The sequence below is a fragment of the Desulfurella amilsii genome (genome assembly GCF_002119425.1).
Lineage (GTDB): Bacteria > Campylobacterota_A > Desulfurellia > Desulfurellales > Desulfurellaceae > Desulfurella > Desulfurella amilsii.
Genome location: NZ_MDSU01000013.1, coordinates 1 through 26,637, shown reverse-complemented (window position 1 = coordinate 26,637; position 26,637 = coordinate 1). Strand labels below are relative to the sequence as shown.

At 33.5% G+C, this 26,637-nt stretch carries 27 protein-coding genes; 1 reads left to right on the top strand and 26 read right to left on the bottom strand.

The genetic code is table 11. From position 1 onward, the window contains the following. Window positions 1-11: 11 nt before the first annotated feature. The 12 genes from lipB to DESAMIL20_RS03045 form a co-directional block, all read right to left on the bottom strand. Window positions 12-674, bottom strand: a complete 663-nt coding sequence (lipB, locus tag DESAMIL20_RS03100) for a lipoyl(octanoyl) transferase LipB (RefSeq protein WP_158090496.1) — start codon at window positions 672-674, stop codon at window positions 12-14. Between the two features lie 2 nt (window positions 675-676). Beyond that, entirely contained in the window at window positions 677-1,015 is a 339-nt protein-coding gene (locus tag DESAMIL20_RS03095) for a carboxymuconolactone decarboxylase family protein (RefSeq protein WP_086033364.1), read from the bottom strand. Next, window positions 1,012-2,208 (bottom strand): dihydrolipoamide acetyltransferase family protein, encoded by a 1,197-nt coding sequence (locus tag DESAMIL20_RS03090; protein WP_086033363.1) that lies wholly within the window; start codon window positions 2,206-2,208, stop codon window positions 1,012-1,014. Before DESAMIL20_RS03090 ends, DESAMIL20_RS03095 begins: the two co-directional genes overlap by 4 nt. 42 nt (window positions 2,209-2,250) lie before the next feature. Continuing rightward, window positions 2,251-2,751 carry a VOC family protein gene (locus DESAMIL20_RS03085; protein ID WP_086033362.1) on the bottom strand — a complete coding sequence of 167 codons (501 nt, stop codon included), beginning with the start codon at window positions 2,749-2,751 and terminating at the stop codon, window positions 2,251-2,253. Window positions 2,752-2,769: 18 nt separating this feature from the next. Continuing rightward, window positions 2,770-3,753 carry an alpha-ketoacid dehydrogenase subunit beta gene (locus DESAMIL20_RS03080; RefSeq protein WP_086033361.1) on the bottom strand — a complete coding sequence of 328 codons (984 nt, stop codon included), beginning with the start codon at window positions 3,751-3,753 and terminating at the stop codon, window positions 2,770-2,772. 19 nt (window positions 3,754-3,772) lie between these two features. Next, entirely contained in the window at window positions 3,773-4,726 is a 954-nt protein-coding gene (locus DESAMIL20_RS03075; protein WP_086033360.1) for a thiamine pyrophosphate-dependent dehydrogenase E1 component subunit alpha, read from the bottom strand. An 11-nt stretch (window positions 4,727-4,737) separates the two neighbouring features. Beyond that, complete coding sequence (locus tag DESAMIL20_RS03070) at window positions 4,738-5,043, bottom strand: DUF6506 family protein (RefSeq protein WP_086033359.1); 306 nt, start codon at window positions 5,041-5,043, stop codon at window positions 4,738-4,740. Window position 5,044: 1 nt separating this feature from the next. Continuing rightward, complete coding sequence (locus tag DESAMIL20_RS03065) at window positions 5,045-6,064, bottom strand: alpha-ketoacid dehydrogenase subunit beta (RefSeq protein WP_409212539.1); 1,020 nt, start codon at window positions 6,062-6,064, stop codon at window positions 5,045-5,047. After that, a complete protein-coding gene (locus DESAMIL20_RS03060) occupies window positions 6,054-7,043 on the bottom strand; it encodes a thiamine pyrophosphate-dependent dehydrogenase E1 component subunit alpha (RefSeq protein ID WP_086033357.1) in 990 nt (329 codons plus the stop codon). Before DESAMIL20_RS03060 ends, DESAMIL20_RS03065 begins: the two co-directional genes overlap by 11 nt. Before the next feature lie 15 nt (window positions 7,044-7,058). Further along, window positions 7,059-7,901 (bottom strand): phosphoenolpyruvate hydrolase family protein, encoded by an 843-nt coding sequence (locus DESAMIL20_RS03055; RefSeq protein ID WP_086033356.1) that lies wholly within the window; start codon window positions 7,899-7,901, stop codon window positions 7,059-7,061. 3 nt (window positions 7,902-7,904) lie between these two features. After that, window positions 7,905-9,110 carry a Tm-1-like ATP-binding domain-containing protein gene (locus DESAMIL20_RS03050; protein ID WP_086033355.1) on the bottom strand — a complete coding sequence of 402 codons (1,206 nt, stop codon included), beginning with the start codon at window positions 9,108-9,110 and terminating at the stop codon, window positions 7,905-7,907. 952 nt (window positions 9,111-10,062) lie between these two features. Then, window positions 10,063-11,202: an MFS transporter gene (locus DESAMIL20_RS03045; RefSeq protein WP_086033354.1), complete on the bottom strand. Its 1,140-nt coding sequence runs from the start codon at window positions 11,200-11,202 to the stop codon at window positions 10,063-10,065. A 101-nt stretch (window positions 11,203-11,303) separates the two neighbouring features. On the opposite strand from DESAMIL20_RS03045, the gene DESAMIL20_RS10445 reads away from it, so the two are divergent. Continuing rightward, entirely contained in the window at window positions 11,304-11,465 is a 162-nt protein-coding gene (locus DESAMIL20_RS10445) for a hypothetical protein (RefSeq protein WP_158090495.1), read from the top strand. A 15-nt stretch (window positions 11,466-11,480) separates the two neighbouring features. Here DESAMIL20_RS10445 and DESAMIL20_RS03040 read toward each other — a convergent pair whose 3' ends face one another. The 14 genes from DESAMIL20_RS03040 to DESAMIL20_RS02975 all read right to left on the bottom strand — a co-directional run. After that, on the bottom strand, window positions 11,481-12,149 hold the full coding sequence (locus DESAMIL20_RS03040) for a septal ring lytic transglycosylase RlpA family protein (RefSeq protein WP_086033353.1): 669 nt from the start codon (window positions 12,147-12,149) through the stop codon (window positions 11,481-11,483). Further along, window positions 12,146-12,775: a lysophospholipid acyltransferase family protein gene (locus DESAMIL20_RS03035; RefSeq protein ID WP_086033352.1), complete on the bottom strand. Its 630-nt coding sequence runs from the start codon at window positions 12,773-12,775 to the stop codon at window positions 12,146-12,148. The genes DESAMIL20_RS03040 and DESAMIL20_RS03035 overlap by 4 nt, the downstream gene beginning before the upstream one ends. Beyond that, complete coding sequence (locus tag DESAMIL20_RS03030; protein WP_086033351.1) at window positions 12,768-13,871, bottom strand: sensor histidine kinase; 1,104 nt, start codon at window positions 13,869-13,871, stop codon at window positions 12,768-12,770. The genes DESAMIL20_RS03035 and DESAMIL20_RS03030 overlap by 8 nt, the downstream gene beginning before the upstream one ends. After that, the gene (locus DESAMIL20_RS03025; RefSeq protein WP_158090493.1) at window positions 13,868-15,736 is read right to left on the bottom strand and encodes a tetratricopeptide repeat protein; all 1,869 of its coding nucleotides are present in this window, start codon (window positions 15,734-15,736) and stop codon (window positions 13,868-13,870) included. The genes DESAMIL20_RS03030 and DESAMIL20_RS03025 overlap by 4 nt, the downstream gene beginning before the upstream one ends. Window positions 15,737-15,972: 236 nt before the next feature. Then, complete coding sequence (locus DESAMIL20_RS03020) at window positions 15,973-17,217, bottom strand: serine hydroxymethyltransferase (protein WP_086033349.1); 1,245 nt, start codon at window positions 17,215-17,217, stop codon at window positions 15,973-15,975. After that, window positions 17,214-17,648, bottom strand: a complete 435-nt coding sequence (rpiB, locus tag DESAMIL20_RS03015; RefSeq protein ID WP_086033348.1) for a ribose 5-phosphate isomerase B — start codon at window positions 17,646-17,648, stop codon at window positions 17,214-17,216. The genes DESAMIL20_RS03020 and rpiB overlap by 4 nt, the downstream gene beginning before the upstream one ends. 2 nt (window positions 17,649-17,650) lie before the next feature. Continuing rightward, entirely contained in the window at window positions 17,651-18,907 is a 1,257-nt protein-coding gene (locus tag DESAMIL20_RS03010) for a cation diffusion facilitator family transporter (RefSeq protein WP_086033347.1), read from the bottom strand. 2 nt (window positions 18,908-18,909) lie between these two features. Next, window positions 18,910-19,833 carry a radical SAM protein gene (locus tag DESAMIL20_RS03005; protein WP_086033346.1) on the bottom strand — a complete coding sequence of 308 codons (924 nt, stop codon included), beginning with the start codon at window positions 19,831-19,833 and terminating at the stop codon, window positions 18,910-18,912. Window positions 19,834-19,836: 3 nt separating this feature from the next. After that, window positions 19,837-20,598: a translation initiation factor eIF-2B alpha/beta/delta subunit family protein gene (locus tag DESAMIL20_RS03000; RefSeq protein ID WP_086033345.1), complete on the bottom strand. Its 762-nt coding sequence runs from the start codon at window positions 20,596-20,598 to the stop codon at window positions 19,837-19,839. Beyond that, complete coding sequence (locus DESAMIL20_RS02995; RefSeq protein WP_086033344.1) at window positions 20,595-21,245, bottom strand: endonuclease III domain-containing protein; 651 nt, start codon at window positions 21,243-21,245, stop codon at window positions 20,595-20,597. Before DESAMIL20_RS02995 ends, DESAMIL20_RS03000 begins: the two co-directional genes overlap by 4 nt. After that, window positions 21,226-23,145 (bottom strand): peptidylprolyl isomerase, encoded by a 1,920-nt coding sequence (locus DESAMIL20_RS02990; RefSeq protein WP_086033343.1) that lies wholly within the window; start codon window positions 23,143-23,145, stop codon window positions 21,226-21,228. The genes DESAMIL20_RS02995 and DESAMIL20_RS02990 overlap by 20 nt, the downstream gene beginning before the upstream one ends. Before the next feature lie 100 nt (window positions 23,146-23,245). After that, window positions 23,246-24,802, bottom strand: coding sequence for a DHA2 family efflux MFS transporter permease subunit (locus DESAMIL20_RS02985; protein ID WP_086033342.1), 1,557 nt, complete (start codon window positions 24,800-24,802; stop codon window positions 23,246-23,248). Window positions 24,803-24,811: 9 nt separating this feature from the next. After that, on the bottom strand, window positions 24,812-25,894 hold the full coding sequence (locus tag DESAMIL20_RS02980) for an HlyD family secretion protein (protein WP_086033341.1): 1,083 nt from the start codon (window positions 25,892-25,894) through the stop codon (window positions 24,812-24,814). Window positions 25,895-25,908: 14 nt separating this feature from the next. Further along, window positions 25,909-26,637: TolC family protein (locus DESAMIL20_RS02975; RefSeq protein WP_143340230.1), on the bottom strand; the 729-nt coding region annotated here is incomplete at its 5' end.

Here is a 26,637-nt window from a genome sequence, read left to right as displayed (position 1 = left end):
TGAAGTTCTTTTTAAGCCAATAAGGCATCATAATCTAACTCGTATTCAAAAATTCTAGAAAAATTTTCTTCATAGATTCTCATAACCGTATCTATTGGGATATGATTTTGTTTTATTTCAAAAACAGAAGTCATGCGCTCATTTGATAGCCCACACGGGATTATAAAGCTAAAATGCTCCAAATTAGTACTTACATTTAAAGCAAAACCATGCATAGTAACTTTTCTTACTACTCTAATTCCTATTGATGCAATTTTTCCACTGTCAGTCCAAACACCTCTATAGTTTTCTCTTCTATAAGATTTTATCCCAATGGCAGATAAAGTGTCTATTATTGTTTGCTCAAGGTTGTATATGTAATCATGAAAGGTTATATTTTTTTCTTCAATGTCTATAATGGGGTATCCTACAAGCTGCCCTGGACCATGGTATGTTACATCACCGCCCCTGTCAACAAAATGCAAAGCAATATTGTGTTTTTCTAATACAATTTTTTCAACCACTATATTTTCTATTTTACCTGATTTGCCAAGTGTTATAGTAGGGGGGTGTTCCAAAAGCAAAAGCACATCCCTAGAGGGTTCTTTAAGTTTCTTTTCAACCAGATCACGCTGGATCTGATAGGCTTTTTGGTATTCAACAACACCCAGCCTACAAACACTGCATTTATCCATATCTATTTGGCAAATTTGTCTAACGCATTTTGCACATATTGTGTATACATTAGTGCAGGCGCACCACCCATCAATACTGCTACCCATGATGCTTCCATAATTTCCTCTTTGGTTGCCCCTTTATCGAGAGCAGATTTCACATGATAATCTATACACCATTCACATTTTACTGCAATTGATATGCCAATAGCAATAATTTCTTTGATTTTTGAAGAAAGAGCGCCATCTGACTCAACAGAGTTCATTAAATTAAAGAAAGCTGATGTTTGCTTGCTCCAGTCTTTTGAGAATCGGTTTAGGTTGTTATTTAATACGTTTAATAATTCCACAGGATCGTTCATAGTTTACCTCCGTATATTTCATTTGCGTTTTCTAAAACTTCTTTGACTTTGTTTATGAATTTTGCTGCTAAAGCCCCATCAACAACTCTATGGTCATAGGTAAGGTAGTATGTCATAATTGGCCTTACAACAATCTGCTTGTTTATTACAACCGGCCTATCTACAATACCACCTGTGCCCAAAATGGCAGATTCAGGCTGATTTATTACCACAGTTTCAAAACGATACCCTCCCCCAAAAGCGCCAAGATTTGTTAAGCTGAATGTTGATCCCTTAACATCTGAGATCTCGAGTTTTCTTTCTCTGGCCTTGGCTGATAATTCTTTTAGGTTTTTGCTTATTTCTATGAGAGTTTTTTTATCAGCATTTTTTATTGCAGGCACAATTAGTCCATCTTCAAGTGCCACTGCAACACCTATATTAATATCTTCCCAAACTTTTATTTCATTATCGATTATACTTGAGTTAATTAGGCTGAAGTCTTTTAGAACTCTAGAAATAAAATATACAAGCAAATCCGTGTAAGTTATGCGAAGCCCCAACTCTGATTCTTTATTTAATAATTGTTCTCTCAAATTAACAAGCTCATATGCATCTATTTCTCCCATTAGTGTAATTTGTGCTGAATTTGACAAGCTTGCGTGCATATGTTCTGCAATAGCTTTTCTAGTTCCAGTGAAAGGAATTACTTCTTTAATTTTTCTTCCGTCATAAGAAGTTTCTTTATTTTTTAAGAAAGCTTCAATATCCTCTTTTACGATTCTCCCGTCAGGGCCGCTGCCCTTGACTTGAGTTATGTCTACCATATGCTCTTCTGCAAGCTTTCTTGCAATAGGCGATATTTTTATCCTTTCTTCTTTTTCTTTAACAAACTCAGACTTTTTACTGATAAAAACTTCTTGCGGCGACTGTACTTGTTTGTTTAAAGTGATGCTTTTTGACTCTTCATATTCTTTTATTGTTTCAGTTAAAACTCCTATAGCACTTCCGATTTCAACTTCCTGTTTTTCCTGAGCTATTATATGTAAATATCCCTCAATAGGCGCTTCTACATCATAGCGAATTTTTTCAGTTTCAACTGTAACTACAATACCACCTTTTTTTACAAGATCACCTTCCTTAAATTTCCATTCAACTATTGTTAAAGGTTTATTACTGAGTCCAATCTTGGGCATTATTATATCCGCTTTCATCTTTAACTCCTTATTGTAAATAGGGGGCAGACCCCCTATTTGTTATTTTAAAGGGTACACTTCTTCTGGCTCTGGCCAGGCAAAATCTTTGGAAATCTGGTAGATTTCTGCGATGGTAGACATTGTACTTTGGGTGTCTAAGTAGGTGTATTTAAGATTATTCCATAAGCCTCCCTGAAGTACGCCAATGCCCTTTTGCCTAAAGTAATTAACCGTCTCATCATAGTCATTAACTGCAAAGGCTACATGATGCAAACCAGAACCGTGTTCCTTTAGAAATTCATAGTAGATGCTTTTATCATCAAGAGGTTGGATAAGCTCCCATTGAACATTTCCTATGTCGCACAATGAAAGTTTCATGCTGTAATTTGATAGTTTATTTCTAATAATCATATCCGACACAGTTGATGAGTTAAAAGTATACACCTTCCACGGACCTATACCGTAGATTTCATAATAATGCTTCATTGCCTTATAAAGATCATCGACTACTACAGCTACCTGCAAAACGTTTGTAAATATAGGTAACTTAGGAGTATCCATCTTACCTCCAGCTTGAAATTAGACGATTTCTTCTATGGCCTTTGCTAAATTCTCCTCGTCTGGCATCCAGAATTTCTCCAACACAGGGCTAAATGGCACAGGGGTATCTGGTGCACAAACCCTCTTTATAGGTGCATCAAGACTGTCAAAAGCCTCTTCTGCAACAATAGCTGCTATTTCTGCTGCGACACTGCCCGTTTTTGGTTCTTCGTCCATAATAACAAGTTTATTGGTTTTCTTTACAGAATTTATTATCGTTTCCTTGTCTAGCGGAATAACTGTTCTAAGGTCTACGACTTCTACGCTTATACCTTTTTCTGCTTCTAACTTGTTGGCACATGCAAGGGCTCTGTGGACCATTGTACCAATGGCTACTACGGTAACATCTTTGCCTTCTCTTTTTATATCTGCTCTACCCAGCGGTATAGTGTATTCTTCTTCAGGTATCTCACCTTTAAGACCGCCAGCTAGCAAAACACTGCGTAGCAAAAATAGTACAGGATTATCATCCCTTATGGCGGATTTCATTAAACCTTTTACATCATATGGAGTTGCAGGCGAAACTATTTTAAGCCCTGGGATGGTCATAAAAAGACCTTCCATATTTTTAGAATGCTGTGCTGCTGCTTGAAATCCAGCGCCGCTGTAGGATGTTATTACCATGGGAAGTTTTATTATACCACCAAACATATATCGCATCTTTGTGAGCTGATTTAATATTTCATCCATTGGAACGCCTAAAAAATCCGAAAACATGACAACTGCAATGGGTCTTAGTCCAGTGGCGGCAGCACCTATTGCTGCACCAACAATAGCGGTTTCTGATATTGGAGTTTGTCTTAACCTTTCTGCACCGTACTTAGCAGCTAGTCCTTTGTATTCCCCAAGCGCATTGCCCCAGAATTGCCCAACATCTTCGCCTAGAGCAAATACTGTTTTGTCTCTAGCCATTTCTTCGTCTATAGCTTCATTAAATGCCTGCATATATGTAACAGTTTTCATATAGTCACCTCCTTATAATTTATGCCCAAACATCTTCAAAAGTTTCACTTACGTCTGGATACGGACTTTCTACTGCAAATTTCACAGCATCTTCTATTTCTTGTTCAAGCCTTTTGTCTATTTCTTTAAGTTCGCTTTCAGTTGCAACTTTATCATTTATAAGCTTTGAAGCAAATCTAGGGATTGGGTCTTTTTTTAGCCACTCTTCGACTTCTTCTTTAGGTTTGTACTCTTGCATATCGCCTTCAAAGTGACCGTGGTATCTGTATGTTTTACATTCTAGCAATGTTGGTCCTTCTTTCCTTCTGGCTCTTTCAACAGCCTCTTTGGCAGCTTCGTAAACTGCCATGACATCATTGCCATCAACTGTTACACCGGGTATGCCGTAAGCACAGGCCCTTTCGGCCAGATTTTTAATATTTGTAGAATAGGTTACTGGAGTAGACTCAGCATAGCCATTGTTTTCTATGACAAAAACAACCGGCAGTTTCCAAATTGAAGCTAGATTGATACCCTCATGGAAGCGTGTGGTATTTGACGCGCCGTCGCTAAAAAAACATGCACATACCTGATCGGTGCCCCTCATTTGTGCAGATAGTGCAGCGCCATTTATTATAGTTATGCCAGCGCCAACAATGCCATTTGCACCAAGTATTCCTAGTTCTACATCAGCAATATGCATTGATCCACCTTTTCCCTTATTGTATCCAGTTATTTTCCCATAAAGCTCCGCCATCATTCTGTCTGTTTTTCCGCCCTTTGCTATTACATGGCCATGCCCTCTGTGGGTGCTTATGATGTAGTCGTCTTTTCTAATAGCAGAACAAACACCAACGGCTGTTGCTTCTTCTCCACTATATAGATGAATAAAACCACCTATATTACCTGCCGCAAACTCTTTGCGCACGCGCTCTTCGAATGTCCTTATACGAACCATAAGTTCATACATAGACATCAGCTTTGTTTTGTCCATAAAGAACCTCCTTATATGAAGATTTTATCTCCACTTGAATTATTTAAGCCTGGATGAATATCGAATCTGATAGCCCCAACAGGTATTTTATTTTCTACTGCCTTAACAACTTCGGCTACGCCTATATTGCCAAAACCACCACATAATTCAATTGCACCAATATTGTCTGTTAAGAGTTGCCTTGCAACTTCGCAAGCTTCTTTGTAATTTTTGCAGCCTACGACATGAAGTTCGACTTCTTGGGTTTTTATTATGCTTTTGTCTTTTGATGGATCGGCACCTGGTGCCAAAAATATGAATGCTGCTTTTAATGCCATCTCATCCTCCTATTAAGTTTTTAGCTGTTTGTTTAATTTTTTCTTTGTTCGGCAAAAGAAACTTTTCAAGCACTTTACTGTAGGGGACAGGTGTATTTGGGTAAGCAATTCTTTTGGGGTTTGTTTTCAGAGATAACCCGAGATTTTCAGAAATCAGTGCAACAATTTCGCTAGACATACTAAAATTTTGATAATCTTCATCAACTATTATTACTCTTCCTGTTTTTCTTACCGAATTCAATATTGTATCAGTATCTAAAGGAACCAGTGTTCTTAGATCTATAACTTCTGCAGAAATACCTTCAATGTCCAGTTCTTTAGCGGCATTAAGGCACTCATAAACCATTCTTGAAATTGAAATAAAAGTAATATCTTCTCCTTTTTTAACAATATTTGCCTTTCCTAGGGGTATTGTATATTTACTTTCTGGTACTTCTTGAATAGACTCTTCTATTAAAGTCATCCAATTTAAACCCATTAATCCTTTATGAAAAAAGAAGATAACGGGATTATCATCTTCTATTGAAGAAATAACTAAACCTTTAGCATCATATGAGTTTGATGGTACAACTATTTTAAGCCCAGGTGTATGAGAAAATAAACTATAAAGATTTTGTGAATGTTGTGCCGCATCAGAATAATTACCTCCAATTGCTGTAAGAATTGTAATAGGCATTTTTAAATTTCCATTTGACATGTAGTGAATTTTAGCGATATGGTTGTATATTTGATCCATTGCAACCCCGAAAAAATCAACAAACATTAACTCAACAATAGGCCTAAAACCCTTTGAGGCAGCGCCAACAGCTGATCCAATAAAAGCAGACTCAGAAATTGGAGTATCCTTTACCCTTTCGGAACCAAATTTTGATAATAATCCTGTTGTTGCTCCAAATATACCTCCATATAATCCAATGTCTTCTCCCATTATAAAAACTTTATCATCATTTTCCATGACTTGAGATATACCTTCGGCTATTGCTTTATACATTTCTATTTTTCTGCTCATATTAACCTCCATAAAAAACATTCTCTAAAGCTTCGTTTGGACTTGGATAATCAGATTTTCTTGCAAATTCTATAGCTTCATTAATTATTGAATCAACTTTTTCTGCTATTGCCTGCATTTGTTGATGGTTTAATATGTTGTTTTTAAGCAAGTATGATTCAAATTTTAAGACTGGATCTTTAGATTTTGCTATATCAAAATCCTCCTGAGACCTATAAATTTGAGGATCTCCTTCAAAGTGACCCCTAAGCCTGCTGACTTTAATTTCTAAAACAGTTGGTCCAAATCCTCTTCTTGCTCTATCAATAGCTGTTTTAGAAGACTTGTAAACATCTATAACATTTTCTCCATCAATACATTCGGCTGGGATACCATAAGCTTTTGCTCTGTCACATATATTCCCGGCTGTTGATTTATTTTTAGCTACAGAAATTGCCCACCCATTATTTTCAATTAAAAAAATAACAGGCAAGCTCCATAATGCAGCCAAATTCAACGATTCAGCAAAAGTACCTTGATTGGCTGCACCATCGCCACCCACAGCTATGGCTATATAATCTTTATTTTCAAATTTCGATGCAATACCAACTCCCAGCGCTTGGGGAAAGCTAGCACCTACTATACCACTGCAACTAAAATTAACAGATGGATCAAAAAGATGCATATGACCACCTTTGCCGTTAGACAAACCCGTAGATTTTCCGAATATTTCAGCTGTCATACGTTTCAAATCTACTCCTTTTGCTATTGCAAAATTGTGTGCCCTATGCGTTCCTATAACTGCATCTTCTTTTTTTAAATGTATGCATAAACCAGCGGCACTAGATTCCTGGCCTGAAGATAAATGTAGTTCTCCTGGAATAGGACCTTTTGCTATATCAAAAGGTTTTTTCTCTTCATAGTAAATTTCGCCAATTCTTTCCTCATATTTACGTATTTTCAGCATTATCTCATACAATTCGATAAGTTTTTCATTATTTAGCTCATTCATTTTTCTATTCTCCTTTTATTTTGATTTCTTAAATTTGATATTTTTAAATAAAATAGTTTGTTGCCTTATCGCATCTTCTACTGGTAGTCTTTCCATGCTACTCGCCCCATAAAATCCATTGACTAACTCACATCTTTCAAAAATGTATTCAACATCTTGTGGTGTAGAAATAGGGCCTCCATGGCATAAAACTATAATATCATTACTAACTTTTCTAGCAGCTCTAGACCATTCATTTATTAAATCAACTGATTCATCAAGTGTTTTTGAGGTTTTTGCCCCTATTGAACCTTTTGTTGTTAATCCCATGTGGCAAACAATAATATCGGCACCAACTTCTGCCATCTTAACAGCATCCTCAGAACTAAAGACATATGGAGTTGTTAAAAAACCTCTTTCGTGAGCTAGTTTAATCATTTCCACCTCTTTATAATAGCCAAATCCTGTTTCTTCAAGATTTTCACGAAATGTTCCATCTATTAAACCAACGGTAGGGAAATTTTGAACGCCGCTAAAACCTATAGATTCAAGTTTTTCAAAAAACTTATCCCATATTTCAAATGGGTCAGTTCCATTTACACCAGCTAAAACAGGTGTATGTTTTATTATAGGAATAACTTCTTTTGCCATATCAATTACAATTTCATTAGCATTACCAAAAGCAAGCAAACCAGCCAATGAGCCTCTGCCTGCCATTCTATATTTACCTGAATTGTAAATTATAATTAAATCTATTCCGCCTTCTTCTTCAAATTTTGCTGAGATACCGGTACCAGCACCACCTCCTATTATAGGTCTCTCCTCTTTAATCATTTTTCTAAACTTTTTTAAGATATCTTCTCTTTTATATTTTTTCATTATTTATAGACCTCCATATTTCATAATTTCTAAAAAGTGTTCCACTAAAGCATTAGCAAATTCTACATCATTTATGTGAAGGTCAAGTTTAATTAACTTTCGTTTGTCCGTTTGAATGAGTGTTTTTTCAATTGATTCAAACAATGCTTTATCAGCTTCTGGGTCATAAAAAGGATAGTCTTTATTATCCAACATAGAAACTCCTTTTAGTGGTAATAAAAATCTTACATAACCTTCGCATTGATTAAGCTTGTTTGCTATCCATTTTCCCATCTCTGCATTTTCTGATACTGTAGTTCTCATTAATGTTACCTGTGGATTGTGAATATATAGATTTCTATCTTTGTATTTTTCAGGTACGGTATTGATGGGTCCGAAGTTTACCATATCCATTGCTCCAACAGAACCTACATACGGTATTTTGGTTCTTATGACTGCACCTAGCCTATCTTCAGTTGCACTCATTACACCTCCCATGAAAAGGTCGCAAATTTCTGTTGTTGTAATATCAATTATTCCCCCAAACATACCTGATTCAACCAACTTTTCCATAGATTGACCGCCAGAACCCGTTGCGTGAAAAACCAAACAGTCGTAGTTGTTTTCAAGGCGTTTTCTTACAGTATCTACACAGGGTGTTGTTACACCAAACATAGTCAAACCAATTGCTATTTTTTGATTTTCTGCTTTAACCTCATATTTTTTCTCAACCATTCCAACCATCGCTTTTGCTGCATTACTTAATACAACACTAGAAATTCTATTTATACCTGCAATATCCGTAACCGAATAAAGCATGAAAATATCGCTGGCTCCAATATAATGAGAGATATTTCCAGATGCCACTGTAGAAACTAATATCTTTGGAATACCTATAGGCAGCGCTCTCATACCTTTAGAGACTAAAGATGTACCACCAGAGCCACCAAGACCAATAACGCCAGATAAGTCTTGTTGTTTTATAATAAAATTTTCAAGTGCATCACTCATTAATGCTATAGCTTTACCTCTATCAGTAATGTCAATAATTTTTTCTTTTTGTGGACTATATGTTTCAATCTTACCATTTGAAATGTCAGCTTTATTTTGATGGGATTTGGTTGAAACATCAATTAATTTTACATCAATGTCTGATTTTTCTAGAATTTCCTTTACAAACAAAAGTTCCTTATACTTTGTATCGCAAGTTCCTATTATGTAAACGCCCATAGAGAACCTCCGCTATTTATTTAATAATTAAACGATAAACCTCAATTAACTAAAGTCAAGTTTAATATAAAAATTTTTATTCAAAGTTAATTCATTATATTATATTAGCAATAGAAGTCAGCTTAGCAGACAAGTTACAAAAAAGTATTGTTGGCAATACGCTATATGAAGCTGTAAGTGTTTTTGATAAAGCATGAGAAATTTTAAACCGTAAAACCAAGCCAGATGCACATTTTTATGCGTTTACATTTTGAAAAACATATCTTTAATTTATGGGTTCTGGTTTATCAATAAAAATTGTAAAAAACCTAAAACAGTTAAATTATATTTGTATAAAAATTGACTAGCCTATACTTAGAAAAACTAAGGTTTTTATTGGCTATGAATCCTGAAAAAATATTTACAGATTTTAATAACGATATTTAATGTGGTAAAATAGGTGAAACAATTTTCAAATAAGATTTTTTGGATCTTTTGAATATTCTCTGTGTAAATGTTACGAAATGCCAGGCTTTTTTAAAGTTTTTGGCTGAGACTTTACAGTGCCATTTAGTTTTTATGAAATAAAAGCTAATCACAAAGACAATGCATGCTTGATCAGAATATACAAATATTAATAAAACCTACGGCACTATTAAACCTGAATGATTTCATTCATCTAAAGCAAATGTGCAATAGTGTTTGTAAGTATAATAACTAAAATAATAATATTGTTACTTTTTATAGATGAATTTAAACAGTATTACGAAATTGTTAAAAATATTTATCCGTTACATAAAAATAAAATTTCATTAATTCACAGTGGCAGTTTGCTTACAGCCAAACACTATTAATTGTTATTTTAACGGTTATTTTACTGCTTATAAATGCTCGGGGGAAATATAATTTTTTTATTTGAGAAATCGACAAAATGGCCAAAATTACATGCCTATTATAATATAGTCCCACTTTTTTAGGAATGACTCATTTGGATAAACAAATAGAAAGGGATAGATATAAGAATAATAGCGCTCATCATTAGCCAAAAATAATGAAACCCAAAGTTAGTAATAAATACTGACGAAATTAGTGGTCCGAATATTCCACTTGATTGCCAAAATAAATTAGAAATTCCAGTGACACTGCCAACATTTTCTTTTCCTATAAGTATTAAAATACTTGCGTTTAAAGGTACTATGATAAATCTTACAAATCCCATAGCCATAACAATTAAGATTAATATTAAATAAGAATGCGTGAATGCAGGCAATGCAGTTAAAAGCGCGTAAGCGAAAATAGCTGATATCATACAAGATTTTAACTCAAATTTGTTTACAATAAAGCCAGAGATAGCCGATGAAAATAGTCCTATTATAGCCATAGCAGAAAATAAAAAGCCAGCTTCAATGCTTTGTATGCCTATTTCTATAAAGTATTTGTACGCATAAAGCATTATTGACCAATAAGAAGAAAAAAACAAAAAACCACCAAGAGATAGCAGTATGACATTTTTATCCTTTACTACAAGAAAATTTATTTTACTAAAATTTTTGTAGGTTTTTAATGGATATGCTAAAACTGCAAATATAAGGCACAATAAAGCCGAAGAATAGTACCCCCACTTCCAGCCTACATGCAAAGCAATACTTGGGAGTAATAAACCTGATACAACAATTGCCAGTGGCCATGCAATGCTGTAGTATCCTAAAAAAACAGGTCTTTCTTCTTTACTATAATAGTATTTTATCACATTTAGAGATGCTGGATATATCCATCCAGCTGACAAACCCATAAAAAAACTCGCAATATACTCTTGCTCAATATTGACTGCAAGCCCAGAAAAAAAAGATGTGACAGCAAGAACTATTAAAGATAGAGCAATAACCTTTCCACCTTGGTATCTATCAGATAAAAAACCAGCAGGTATTTGGATTATAATATAACTTAAAAAATAAAGCGCAAATACATGAGAGTCTTGAGTAACATTTGGATGAAATGGCATATATGAAGATAAAATACTCCATGTTAGTCTACTATAATAGCTTAAAAAAAATGATGCACCAGCTACTATAACTGGGTAAAATTTCTTATTTATGTTATATACAACACGCAATTAAATCTCTTTTAATAAATCTTTTAAATAACCAAATTTCATATTACATTCGATTATATAATAAGGTCGTCAAAAAGTCAATGTTTCTGTATATACGGAAAATGAGTAATCCAATATACACAACAATTACTCAGAAATTAATACCAATAAAGGAAAAAAGGCAAAAAAAGAATACATTTGCTTTTACGATTGCAATAAAACTACATTCAAACTTAGGCTGTAAAATGCCTATGAGCGTTTATATTATACCTTATACCGATTAACTTAGAAAAATTAAACTAATCTTTTGCTACAATAAAATAATTCTTTACAAGTGGACTGACAATTGTTTGTGCATAATCTTGTGCTTGCTGTTGGCCATCAAAAATCCCCACTCTCACCCTATAATAAGTAACTTTGCCTGTATAAAAGCTATTTATATAAACAGAATCAAAGTAGCGTGATAAGTAGTTTCTATAATCAAAAGCGTTTTTAAAATCGGTAAACGCTCCAACTTGAATTGTAAATTTTTCATTTGCTGCCAATAAATAGTAATTTGGCGAAACAACTGTAATTCTAACAGGCGCAACGCCTGCTTGTAGCATGCCAAGCTGTTTTGCTGCTTCGTACGACAAATCAAGTATGCGCCCTTGCACAAACGGACCCCTATCGTTTATTTTCACCACTGTTGAGCGATTGTTATCTAAATTTGTCACCTTCGTGTATACATTAAGGGGAAGCGTTCTACTTGCTGCTGTTAGTTTATACATGTCAAATATTTCACCGCTAGCTGTCAGCTGACCTTGAAATTGTGGCCCATACCATGAAGCCAAGCCATTTTCTGTGTAGCCTACATTTACTGATTTTAAAGGATGAACTGAAGAAGTTGGGCCAACAAATGGTATATATGAGCAGCTTTGCATGTAAAAGCTAAACAACAAAATAACCAAAAGTGGTATTTTTTTCATATAATATTTTTCAATATTGATTCAATTTTATCGAAATCTTCATTATAATTGATTGCCTCAAAAACCTTAACATTAACTGTTTGATTTTCTTTTATAGTTATTTTTCCTGGCGGCATAACATTGCAACTACCATCGATCCTTACTGGTATTATAGGTAATTTCAACTTTTTTGCAAAATATATACCACCACTTTTAAAGTCATTTGTGTGTTTTCTTGTACCGTAAGGAAAAATCGCAAAAGCAACATTGTCTTTTTTCTCTTTTAACAATTTTCTTATAGCAAGGGCTGATTTTATAACAGATTTTCTATCAACACTTAATGCTCCTGTTTCTTTTAGCATATGACCATAAAAAGGGATTTTGAATAGTTCTTGTTTTGCAAACCAAATAATTTTAGCATCACCAAAACAGTGTTCAATGCAAAAAATGTCAAAATAACTCTTATGCGTAGCCATAATGACAAAATTCTTTGAATTTATATTTGTTTTGTTAAAAATAATTCGGGTTTTGCAAATTTTAATAGTTTTTTCTGAAAGCTTCTTAATAGCTATTTTTGTATTTTTCTGAGTAAAGTAATAAAAAAACAGATAAAACACTATTTTAATCCATTTTAAAAAACTAAACATTAATACACACGATAAATATAGTTTTTTTCGCACTTAATACGGTTATTTTACCATTCAAAGCTTCAATGGCCTTTTTTACAATAAAAAGCCCGAGACCCACACCAGATTGTTTCTCAGAAAAGAAAGGCTCAAAAATCATATTTTTATCGTTTAGCACACAACCGTCGTCTTTAACAATAATTATCAGAATATTATTAAAAATTCTTACCATGAGCTCAACTGTAGTTTTTGCCGCTTCTATAGCATTTGTTAATAAATTTGTAATTATGCTTCTAAGTAAATTTCTGTCAGATGTTATTATGGCTGGTTGTATATTTTTTTTAAATAAGACATTGTAAGAAATTAATTTGTTTATTATTTCTTTTTCAATTTGATCAACCATTTCATTCAACTTAATCAGCTCTTTTTTTGTAATAACTTTTTTTGCTATAAGTAAAGTATTTGTTACAATTTCATCTATACGCTGAATATTCGTATTTATGTTTTTAATAATCTCTTTTTTGTCTTCCACATCATCGTCTTCCAGTAGAGAAACAAATAATTGAATGCTAGCTAGAGGATTTCTTATATCATGAGCAATGCTTGCAGCTATCTGACCAAGCGTGGCAAGCTTTTCTTTTTGCTTATTTTCGAGTTTTAAAGCTTCTAATTTTGTGATATCTTCAAAAACAAGCACAGCTCCTATCACTTTCTCTTTATCGTATACATATGAAGCGTTAATTTTTAATTTTATGTGTTGTTTTGAGCCGTTAACAATATCATGAACTTCGCTAAGCTTGCAATAGTTTAACACCTCATCGACGCTATTTGCCTCAATACTAAATAGATCTTTTAATGTTTGACCTTGATAATTATCAACATTTATAATTTTTTTTGCTGCGGGATTCAATAAACTAATATTTGTTTGGGTATCTATTGTACAAACACCGTTTGTGATGCTGTTTAAAATGTTTTCTAAATATTTGCGATTATTATCTAGTTTATCTTCCAGGTAAGAAATTTTTTGTTTGAGTAATTCATGAGATTTTTCTAAATTCTGAGTTGTTTCTATGAGTTTTTCAAATATATACTCTAAATTCTCCAAATTCTTATTCATTGAATCAAAACCTTCAATTTTTTTGACAGTGTGGAGTCTGGGTAATTACGCTCTAGTATGGACAATTTTTGAAGAGCCAACTTCCTTTGACCAAGGTTAACAAAACATAGGGTCTCATAAAAAAGGGCTCTCTCATTGTATTTCCTATAATTTTCTGCTTGGCTAAAATATTTCAGCGCATTAGCATAATCTTTTTTATTAAAATAATACAAACCATTGAGAAATATACTTTCAGCTAAAAATGGCCCTTTAAAGCTTTTATTGTTCAGGGGAGTTTTTTGCGTATTTTCTTCTATGTTAATTTTGGCTACCTGAAGCTGTGCATAATCCTTAAGTAGTTTATCTTTGGAATTTAAACACTTTTCAAAAAAAGTTTTGGATTTATTTAGATCTCCATTTATATAAGACAGCCTTGCAAAAATCATGTTTAAATAGTCTTTGTATTTGATTGAACTTAGATCAGCTAAAGCACTTTTTGAGTCGCCTTTTTGTATGTCATAATTTGCCTTTATAATTCTATAGCACTCAGAAGATTGATGCAATGATTCAAATGCATATTTGTATTGTTCAAGAAACATAAAACTTTTAGCTAAGTCACATGAGTTTAAGTTTAATTTCAAATTTTTAGCAAATTTAAGAGATTCATGCATTGATTTTTCATCTAAATTTTGACCACTTTGGTCTGCATAATGATTTAGACTATCTTGAGCTAATTTTTTAAACTCATCCATAACACTTGAAGATGAATCTTGACTTTTAGTATATAAGCCAAGCACTTTAGCATAATCTTTTTTATTGTAGTAAATTTTAGCCAAACTCCACATTGCTAAGGGGACGATTTTTTCGTTGTTTTTGTATTTATTTGCAATGCTTTCAATTTCTTGCTCGTTTAATTTATTTGTCGAAAGGTCTATTTTTGCCTTTTCTTCCTCAATGCCTTTATTTGAAGCAAAAGTCTTTGAAGCTTCATTCATTGTGCTTTGAGCTAAAGCTGGTTTGTTTTGTAAAAGTTCACACTCTGCTTTAGCAATATAAAAATCAGGAGATCTTGTATTTTTAATGTATGATAATACATTTCCCGCACTTTTGAAATCTTTCATACGGCAAAATACATAAGCAGCTGCAGCCATATACTTTTCGTTATTTTTTAAATTGATATCGTTTAAATTAATCAAATAAAGCAAATAAGCTGCCTGAGGATAATTTTGTTCTAAGTAAAAAATATAGGCAGCTTTCAGCATCCCAATTTGATACAATGGGCTTTCTTTAGTTATTGAAGAATAATAAAGTACAGCTTGATTATATTTTTTGGCAGGGAAAAAAGCGTTTCCCAGCTCAAACTTTGCCTGGTCTGACCAATTGCTATATGGGTATTGCTCAACAATTTTTTTCAACGTACCTAAATACCTGCCATCGCCTTGTTTTTTATATATTTGTGCGATTTGGTACATAATTTTGGCTGGTGCGTCAAGTTCCAATGAATAACCTAAAATCTCATGGTATGTTTTTATGGCTTTGTCATAATCACCAACTTTCTCATAGCTTAATGCAAGTAAATACATTGCATTTAAAAAAAACGGACTATTTGAATTGCTTGTCAATTTACTAAACTCTTTGGATGCTTGCTTGTAATTTTGATGTGAGTATGCATCGAGCCCTAAAAAAAATATATTTTGGTCTGTAGGTTTAGTTTCAACTAAACTAATACTAAATGCAGGTTTAACAAACAATGAACTACTAACATAATTTTCTTTTTTCTCGATGGAATTTTCTTGAGCTATCTTTTTTGGGTAAATAATAAGCGCATTTGGCTCTTTTTTAACAAAAAGTTCATAGCCTTTTTTTGCTGCTATTACAATATCCACATTATTTGAAGAATTAAAAAGGCTTATAAAACCAAAATAGTTATTATTTAATTTTTTATAAAATTGCTTATCAGATTTTTTATTTAAGATTTGAAGTTTTAAAAATTCTTTTTGTGACTCTTGAGTGTATTTAGCGTCTATATTTGAGATTACAAAGCCACTTACCCCATTTATTTTTCTTAAATCAATATTTAGCGCAAAGGCACATCTATAGAATAGAGAGCAAAAAAGCCCTATTAATAGTGCAGCGGGAATTCTTCGCAGAGTTTTTTCACCTCTTGTTTTATACTATTGTAAATTTTATCGTTTCCAATATTGTTTAATGTATCAGCAATTAATTGGCTAATAATTTCCATTTGTTGTTCTTTCATGCCGCGGGTAGTTAGTGCTGGAGTGCCTATTCTTATACCGCTTGCCACAAAAGGACTTCTTGTTTCGCCAGGCACAGTATTTTTATTAACAGTAATATCTACTTGACTTAGCGCTTCTTCGGCTTCTTTGCCTGTTATGCTTTTATTTGTTAAATCCACCAGTATCATGTGGTTGTCTGTGCCGTCTGAAACAAGCTTAAAACCGCTATCCATAAGTGCTTGTGCAAGCTTTTTAGCATTTTTTACAATTTGTGTTTGATATTGTTTAAATTCATCACTTAAAGCTTCTTTAAAACATACCGCCTTTGCAGCTATCACATGCATTAAAGGCCCACCTTGGATGCCAGGGAAAATCGTTTTATCAATAGCTTTGCCAAAAAATTCTTTTGACATAATCATACCACCACGAGGACCCCTTAGCGTTTTGTGCGTAGTTGTTGTGACAAATTCACAATAAGGGATTGGACTTTGATGCAAACCAACAGCCACAAGCCCTGCAATATGGGCAATATCTGCTAAAATATAGGCTTCTACTCTATCTGCAATCTCTCTGAATTTCTTAAAATCAATTTCTCGAGGGTATGCGCTTGCGCCGCAAACAATCAACTTTGGTTTAAACTCATCTACAATTTGAGCTACTTCATCATAATCAATCCTGCCTGTTTCCGGGTTAACCCCGTAGCCAAATGTTAAGTATAGTTTCCCAGAAAAATTTGCTTTTGAGCCATGCGTTAGATGTCCGCCGTTTGATAAATCCATACCAAGCAACCTATCGCCAGGCTGGAGTGCTGCCATGTAGATGGCCATATTGGCCTGTGAGCCAGAATGGGGTTGAACATTTACATATTCTGCGCCAAATAGTTGTTTTGCTCTATCTATAGCTAATTGTTCTGCAATATCTACAAACTCACAACCACCATAGTAGCGCTTGCCTGGGTAGCCTTCTGCGTATTTATTTGTCAAAACTGAGCCTTGCGCTTCTAAAACTGCTCTTGATACAAAGTTTTCGCTGGCAATCATCTCAAGAGAATAGTTTTGCCTTTGCTTTTCTTTTTCTATAGCATTGAAAAGCTCTAAATCAGTTTCTTTTAAAGAGTTTTTTAAATTCATTCTTCACCTTCTGTGTCAATTTTATTTACGCGTCTTTGGTGTCTCCCACCCTCAAAAGACGCGTTCAAAAAAATATACACCATTTGCTTTGCTATCTCAACCCCTGTTGTCCTGCCACCAAACGCCAATATATTTGCATTATTGTGCTTGCGCGCAAATTCAGCTGTGTATGCATCATGACATAGTGCACACCTAACACCCGCAAACCGATTTGCGCTAATGCTCATGCCAAGTCCAGTTCCACAAATAAGTATACCAAAATTATCGCTATTTTGTACTTTTTTTGCTGCTTTTTTCGCAAAATCCGGATAATCAACCGAATCTTCGCTAAATGTGCCTACATCTTCAAATTGATAGTTTAGCCCCAATAAATATTCTTTTATAATTTCTTTCATAGCAAAACCTGCGTGATCTGATCCAATAATTATCATGTCTAAGCTTCCTCCATTACATGTTTAATGTTAATTTTATTTGATATATTTTTTAATAATTGTTCTAAATTGTCGATTTTAGCGTCTTGAACCATGTAAAATTTCTTGTTGTGCGTTTTAAAAACAAAATATGGGCCCGTGTTTACAATCTGCTGTGTAGATACAATAATATCTACACCCTCTTTTACTAAAAATAAAGCGATCTGTATACCTTTTTTCTCTTTTAATTCTAAAAAGTCGTTTTGTTTTTCTTGTATATTTAAAATCTTTTGTCTTGATAAATCGTAATTTATAATCAAAAAAAATTTGCTATTGCTAAAATCTTCTGATATCTGATTATTTTTGCTTTGAGGAATACAAATTTTTACGATATTTTTTTCCATAGGCTCGTAGTGAACAATTACATTGTCAACATTGGGAAACTTTTCATAGATACGTTTTTCTATTTCTGTAGATAACCTGTGTGCTTCTTCAAAACTTGCTACATCAAACTTTACAATAATCTCTAAAAGCATAAAGCGGCCACTTTTTCGACCTTTAATTGATGTAATCTCGTTGACATGTTCAAATTGTGAAATTTCGAGATTTATTGCCTTGATTGTTTTCTTATCAATATTAATATCAAGGAGTGCAAGTGTCGAGTTTTTAAATAATTCGAAACCAGAGTGCAGTATCATGACTATAATTATAACAGCCACATACTTATCAATGTTTAAACCATAAATTGAAAAAATAATACTGCAAATAATTATAAAAATTGAAAACAAATCGCTCTTAATGTGTTCTGCATCAGAAACTATACCACTTGAAGAGTATTTTATGCCAATTTTTTTTTCATAACGACTGTATAAAAACATAAGAATAACAATCAAAAAAAGTATACCTGCTGTTAAAACTTGTTTGAAAATACTAACATGTAAAACCTCGTGTTTTTCAAATAAGCTATATCCAATTTCAAATGCCGTTAATACAATAAGCAAAGATACAAGACTGGAAGCTATATTCTCAAGTTTATACAATCCAAATGGAAATTTATCGGTTTTTATATAAGAAAAAAACATAGCGCTAAACACAATAACGCTGGATAACACATCTAAAGCTGAATGCAAGGCATCTGCTTGAAGGGCAACATTGCCAATCCATTTACCAAGTAAGTACTTTACAATAGTTAACCCCACATTTATAAAAGTCGATGCAATAAGTAATCTATTTATTACTATTCTTGACTCTTTTTTATAATCAACGCTAGCCTGATTCATAACTACTTCCTTGCGCTAATAAATTCCTTGTTGCCAAAATTTTTTTTAAAAGCTTTTTCTTTGTTAATTAATTGGGATACTATATTATAGATATCTTTTCTTTCAGTATCAAAAACATCTGCAAGCTCTTCGACAGAACACGGTCTTATACTTATCATTTTTATTATAGATTTTTCTAAAAATTCTTTAAAATTTACATTTTTATCTGAAAATGGTTTAATAAGCTCAACATTATAATCTTTCAAAGCCATATAAATATGCATAAGTTTATCATTTGATAGTTTTTCTATGCCTCTAAATGCAGGTGGCCTCTCAATCGTGCCAATTTGTACTTTTTTTGGACCAATATACTCTATAGCTTTTTTTAGAGCTTCAATATCCTGATCTTTGTCATTTATGCCTTTTGCAAACACAATCTCAAGCCATACTTCACCTTTAAATTCTCGCACAAATAATTTTAAACCTTCTATGATATTTTTTAAGTTCAGCTCTTTATGCGGCTGGTTAATACGCTTAAAAGCAGCCTCTTGCGCTGCATCAAGGCTTGGTATTACAACATCCGCCTCATAAAGATCGTGCCTTACATCTTCTAAATAAAGCAAACTGCCATTTGTTAAAACAGCAATCTTTGCTCTGTTAAAGCTTTTTACAAACCTAATGAGCTCTCCTAAATCTTTGTTTAAAGTAGGTTCACCGCTTCCAGAAAAAGTTATAAAATCAAATTTGCCCACTTTGTCTACATGCTCAATAAAGTCTTTTTTTATATCTTCAATATTGTAAAATGATTGTCTTTGGTTTGTAAGATTGGTGGTTTTTCCAACCTCACAATATACACAATTATAGTTACAAGTTTTATGTGGTATAATATTTATACCAAGGCTTAAACCTAATCTTCTTGATGGAACAGGCCCAAATAAAAATTCCAAATTCTACCCCCTTATTAGTGTAACTAATTCTAGTGGTATTTCTTCAAAATACACATTATACACATCTAAATCTTTTTTGGTAACCTCTTTTTTTGGCATTTGTAAGATTTTATAGTATTTTCTTAAATCTGGCGATAGATACTTATAATTGTTCGCTATAACATAAAAAGGTTTCTTAAAATAATTAGCAAACAAACACAAAGAAAATGTTTGTGATTTATTTACAAAAGCATTATCAAATATAGCATCGGCGCCACTTATAAATATGTCGCACATTGTAGCACCAAATAGATAATTATTATCCTCAAACAATACGACTTTTTTGCCATTATCTTTTAAGTTTAAAGCAAAAGTTTCTCCTTCTTTTTTGGGATTGGCAATACCAATATATATTTCTTTGCAGTCTGAATTAACAATACTGCAGAATACCTCTTTAGAGTAAGAAATAGTGCATATTGAGTTATTATTTAAATACCTAGCTACCTTAGAACAAATTTTTTGGCTGGCATCTAATAAATCTCTTTTTAATAAAATTATGTCATCAAATTTATTATTTTTTATTAAATGTATTATTTTAGAACACGTCTTTATTACAAGAGCCATTGAAGGTTGGTTTTTCATAATTTTTTCCAGCAGTGCTATCAATTTTTGTGTTTTTAAATCCCTTGCAATAGAAAAACTAGCTTCAATAATATCTACTGCAATATCTAGTGAACCTCTGATTTTATCTTTTGCACAAAACTTTAGTATCTCGACGCCATTCATCTTGAACTTTTTACGCCTACTTTTAAACACATGTTTTCAAGTTTACACTTTGAACAAAAAGGCGAAATAGGAGTGCAGATATTTTGACCAAATGGCACAAGCAAATCATTGTACTCTATCCAATATTTTTTGGGCAAAACTTTCGTTAGTTCAAATTCCGTTTGCGTTGGTGTTTTTGTCTTTACAATGCCTAATCTATTAGAAATTCTATGTACATGTATATCAACACAAATTGCCGGTATATTAAAACCTTTGGATAAAACAAGGTTGGCTGTTTTTCTGCCTACATTTGGCAAATTAAGCAAATATTCGAGTTTATCTGGCACCTGGGCGTTGTATTTTTCAACGAGTATTTTACACACCTTTAAAATATTTTTAGCCTTCACATTGTAGAAACCCACAGGGTAGATTAACTGTGAAATTTTTTCTACAGATAGGTTAAGCATTTCTTCTGGTGTTTTTACAACGCTCAATAACCTTTGTGTAGCTTGTTTTGTTGTTTTATCTTTTGTGCGCAAACTCAGTATAGTTGAAATTAAAACAAAAAAAGGGTTACCCTCCCTTGCCACCTCAGTAACAATGGGCTCTTGCAAAGAAGGGTAAATGTCTTTCAATGTTTCAATAATTTTATCGATTGTTGCTTTCATTCACAATTTGAGGGTTGATTACAATTTTTGTGTTAGCTTTTAGTTCCTTTAACAAATTATCCAGCGATTTGTTAACCTCTTCATCTTTCATCTGGACTTTAAGTTGATTTTTGTATTGTTCAAACATATTCATATCAGCTTTTTTGTCCGCGATTTTGTAAATATAATTATCACTATTTGCACTGCACACTCCAACAAAACCTACAGCTTGTTTAAAGATAAAATCGATATTTTCCGGTTTATTGAAGCATGTAAAATTTGAATCTGGGTTCATCTTAGAAAACATCGGTGTTGCCTGAATATTCAAACCGTATTGAGTAGTAATTTTTTGTAAATCTAGTGGTTTTTGGGCAACAGCTTTAGAGAAAGCCTCTTTTGCAAGTTCTGTGGCTTTATACTTAGTGTAGGCTTGTACAACTTTCCCTTTTATCTTATCAAAATCTGGCAAGTATGGATTATTTTTTTCAATCGTCTCATAAATTAAATAAGCAGTATTGTTGTTTGCTTTTACTTCGTCTGGACCTAGCAGTGTGTTTGTTGTAGCTTCATAAGCTTTTTGCAGTATATTTTGTGGCAAAATACCTGAATTTATAGCAACCAAACCAGTTTGGTGCACCTTTAGCCCTTCTTGTTTGCAAATTTTATCAAAGTCCGCGGGATTTTTAATCATCAAAGCTATTCTTTTGCTTTCTCTAAATAAATTATCTTGGGCTTTTTGCGCTTGTAACATTTTTTCAATATATGGTTTTGCCTCATTAAAGCTAACTGTTTGTGTGGGCTTTGTGTTCATCAAATACACTATTTCGTAGCCCAGCTGCGTCTGAAAAGGCTTTGAAATCTCTCCTTTCTTTAAACTAAAAGCAACTTTAGCAAATGTGTTGTCTGGCTTAAACATTGCAGGGTATAGCCAGCCTAAAACGCCTCCTTTTGGTCCGCTGTAGGGATCATCTGAATATTGATTTGCAAGTTGCTCAAAATTATTTGGTGTTAGCTGTTTGTAAATTTCTTCTGCTTTCTTTTGTGCTTCTTGTATATCCTGTTTAGAGTTACCTTTTGGCTTAATTAGTATATGTGCAAGCTCATACGTTGCTGGCATTTGAAAACTTTGCGTATGTGTATCGTAAAAGCTTTTCATCTCCTCGTCTGTGACTTTTTCTTTTGGTGCTAAATAAGATGTATCGACTGCAGCATATTTAACATTAATCGTTGCAGGTTGCATAAATTCTTGCTTATTTTTATTGTAATAATCTTTTAAATCGCTGTCATTATAAGAAACTTTTTTTGCAAATGCACTTGCATTAAAATCTACATAGGATAGCTTGATATTTGAAAAATTGTCTGTAAAGTACTTTTTTGCCATCACATCAGTAATATTGATTTTCTTTGCCATTGAATCTTTCAATTTTTCAATATATAAATCGTTTTTGATAGAATTTTCAAATTCTGCTGGCTTTAAATGATTCTCCCTTAATACAAGTAGATATTTTTCTTTTGAAAATTTGCCGTTTTCAGCAAATACAGGATTTTTCTCTATATTTTTTTGGATATCTTCTTTTGTTACTTCTATGCCTTCTCTTTTAGCCTCTTTTAATAATAATACCTTGTCTATGAGTAAATCGGCAGTTTTTTGCTTTAGGTGTAAATTTTTGATATCCTGATCTGTTACATTACCTCCTTTCATCTGAGCAAGCAAATTAGAATAAAAACTATACAGCTGATTGTATGTGTTTAAATACTCTTGAGAAGAAATTTTTGTAGAACCTACTTTAATTGCTACATCCTGACTTGTTTTAAACGGACCTGATACGTAAAGGTACGCACCACCTGCTACAAAGCTCAATGTAGCAAGAACAAGCACTACAAAAAAATACTTTCTGTGCTTTCTAAAAAAATCCAACATTCATCTTCCTCCAAAAAAATTTACTGCTATTATATACCAATATGAAAATTTATCAAACTCTTTTGAAATTTACAAAAAATAAAAGTTTGCAATTTAATGTCTACATTTCAGTATTAACTTGTGTATTGGATTTACTTTTTACTTTTTTGATAAAAGGTAAAAATACAATAAAGATTACCGACATCCACATCATTACATGAAATGCGTCCTGGTAGGACATTATCAAACTTTGCGCATTAAGCGTATTGTTTGCCAAAGCAATTACTTTATGGTATGAGTCAGCAAAAGAAAAACCTCTTGTAACCAAATACTGCCTCATATGTTCTAATAAACCATTAAAGATTGGGTTTGAACTATTTATGTGCGAAACCAACGCGTCTCTATGAAATTCCAACCTTCTTTGTACAAGCGTATCAATCATAAAAGATATCCCAAAACTTCCACCAATATTTCTTGTAAAATTTATAACACTACTGGCCTCGTTTATATCTTCTTTTTTTAAAAAATTAAAAGCAAGCACATTTATGGGTATAAAAATCAAAGGTAACCCAAAGCCTATTATTACTCTTCCAAGGATAATAAAGTATGGCGATGCAGTCAAATTTATCTGCTCCATTAAATAAAGCGAATAAAAAACAATCAAACTACCGATAAAAATAGCTATTTTTTGATTAATTTTAGTAGAAAATCTTCCAAGTATAATAATTACAATCAAGCTTGCAACGCCACCTGGCATCATAATAAGACCAGCTGTGTAGGCATCATACTTTAATAATGTCTGCACCAAATTTGGCAATAATGCTACTGTTGTAAAAAACAAAAAACCCAAAAAGAACATAGCGATAGCGCTAAATGCGTAATTTTTGTCTTTAAACAAATACATCCTAATAAGCGGTGTTTTTGAAAAATAATTTTTAATTAAAAAAATGGAAATAAAAAAGAAACTTATTAATGCTAACACTACAATAAAATTAGAATTAAACCAATCATACTCTTGGCCCCTATCTAGCATGGTCTGGAGTGAACCAATACCTAATACAAGAAAACTAAGTGCTGTATAGTCGATTTTTAATTCTTTTTTTGCCTTAGCGTAATCTGGATCAAAAATAAACAAAATTATCATTATGATAGCAAGTATGCCAAATGGCACATTGATTAAAAACATCCAGCGCCAATCGTAATTGTTTACAATATACCCCCCAAGCAATGGTCCCAAAATTGGAGCAAACACCACTCCAATAGAGAATATACTCATAGCCTGTGTGCGTTTTTCTAATGGAAAACTCTCCATCAATATAGCCTGAGACAGTGGCTGAAGTGTGCCACCACTAAAGCCTTGTAGTGCTCTAAACAAAAGCAAAAGGTCAAGGTTTGGAGCAATTCCGCACAAAAAGGAAGTTACTGTAAAGCCAATAACCATTGTCAAAAAAAACTTTTTTCTACCAAATTTTTGAGAAAAAAAACCCGTAACTGGCAAGATTATAGCATTTGCTGCAATATAGACCGTTAGAGTCCAAGCTGCATCATCTGATGTAACAGACAATGGGCCTGCAATGTATGGCAGAGCTACACTTACGATAGATGTGTCCATCAGTACCATAAATGTAGGTATCATCACAGTTAGTGCAATTATATACGGGTTTACTTTCTGCTGCATACTGGCCTCTTACTTAACATGCACTGTTACTTCAGAGTTTAGACCAACCCTTAAGGGATATTTTTTGTAATCGTAGTGGTAGAGCTGTATTCTTATAGGGACCCTTTGGACTATCTTTATGTAGTTGCCAGAAGCATTCTGCGGCGGAAGCAAAGAAAACCTATCGCCTGTACCTGCATCTATGTCTTTTACATAGCCTTTGAATTTTACACCCGGGTAAGCATCTATGGTTACTGTAGCTTTGTCACCTATTTTAATTCTGTGGATCTGGTTTTCTTTGAAGTTTGCATTAACCCAGGCAACCCTTAATGGCACTACCATAAGCAGGGTTTGACCTGGCTGGACGTATTGGCCTGGTTCTATGTTTTTTTGTGTTATAATACCGTCAACTGGAGCTATTATATTTGTGTGTTTTAGGTTATTTTGGGCTATGTTTATCTGGTTTTTTAAGCTTTTTAGCTGGTTTCCATAGGATTTTATCTGCTCGTTAATCTTAGCTACTTGGTGGGTGTAGCTTGATACGGAAGCAATTTGTGATTGAAGGGATTGTATTGTTCTTTGCTGGGCTTCAAATGCAGATAAAGCTCCATGGTACTTTTGGTTTTCTATTTCAAATTCATTTGCAGATACTACCCTTTGGTTGTAGAGGTTTTGGTAGCGCTTTAAGTCAAGTTGAGCTTTGTGAAGGTTTACCTTGTATGATTCAAGCTGAGCTTGCGCGGCATTGATGTTTTCTTCTAACGAGCCTATCTGGCCTGTTGAGCTTTTTTGCACTGATAGTGCTTCTTGCTTTAGGCTTGCTATGGTATCAAGTGTTGCATTGTACTTGTGAGTTAGGCTCTTTAGCTGATTTTCATAATCAATCGGATCAATTTTTACAAGGAGCTCATCCTTCTTTACATGAAAGAAGTTGTCAACATATACAGACTTTATGAGACCTCCAACCTTTGGCGATACATAGTAAATATGTGAATCTATATGGGCATCATTTGTAGAAACCTGGTTTCTTGTGTATATCCAGTAGATTATCAAAGCAATGGTAATTACTACTACGCTGGCAATAAGAATAAGCTTTTTCTTAGAGTTAGACATGGGGCAAGACCTCCTTATTTAAACCTAATCAAATAATCAAACTCATCTGACTTTCCAACAGCATTTGCAAGGTTTTCTAGCGCTATGCAGTACCCATATATAGCTCCATAGTAGTTAGACTCAGATTGAGTAAGAAGTGTTCTTGCATCAAGTATGTCTGTGGATGTTGCAAGTTGGTTTAGATAGCGCTCATTGGTTAGCTTATAGTTTTCATTTGCTTCTTTTAGGGCAGTTTGGGATACTGAGATATTGTGGTATGCTACTTCAGCTTGATCGTATGCGTTTAGTATTTGAGTTTTGGACTGTGTTTTTAGATTAGCCAGTTCATTTTCTAGGGCAATCTGTTGTAGCTTTGCGGCTTGTACATCATTTTTTGTTTTACCCCAGTCAAATATATCCCAGTTTGCAATTATGTTTAGGCTATAGATGGAGTTATCGGCGTATGGGTTATTGTTCATATCGAGGTTTTGACCATTGCGGTTGTAGTTTGCCTTTAATTGTACCTGAGGATAATAGCTAGACTCTACCATACCTACTTGAGCTTTGGCTTTGTTAATTGCAAATGATAGTGCTTTAATATCTGGACGGTTGTCTGTTTGAGCATAAAGTGAGTCAAGGGGTGTTTTTAAGTTAACAACATCCGCTACCTGATCAAATGTATGTGTTTTATCAATGGGCTCGTTGAGCAATTGGTTTAGCTGAGCTATAGCGTTTGTTAAGTTAGCATAAGCTTGTTTTAGCTC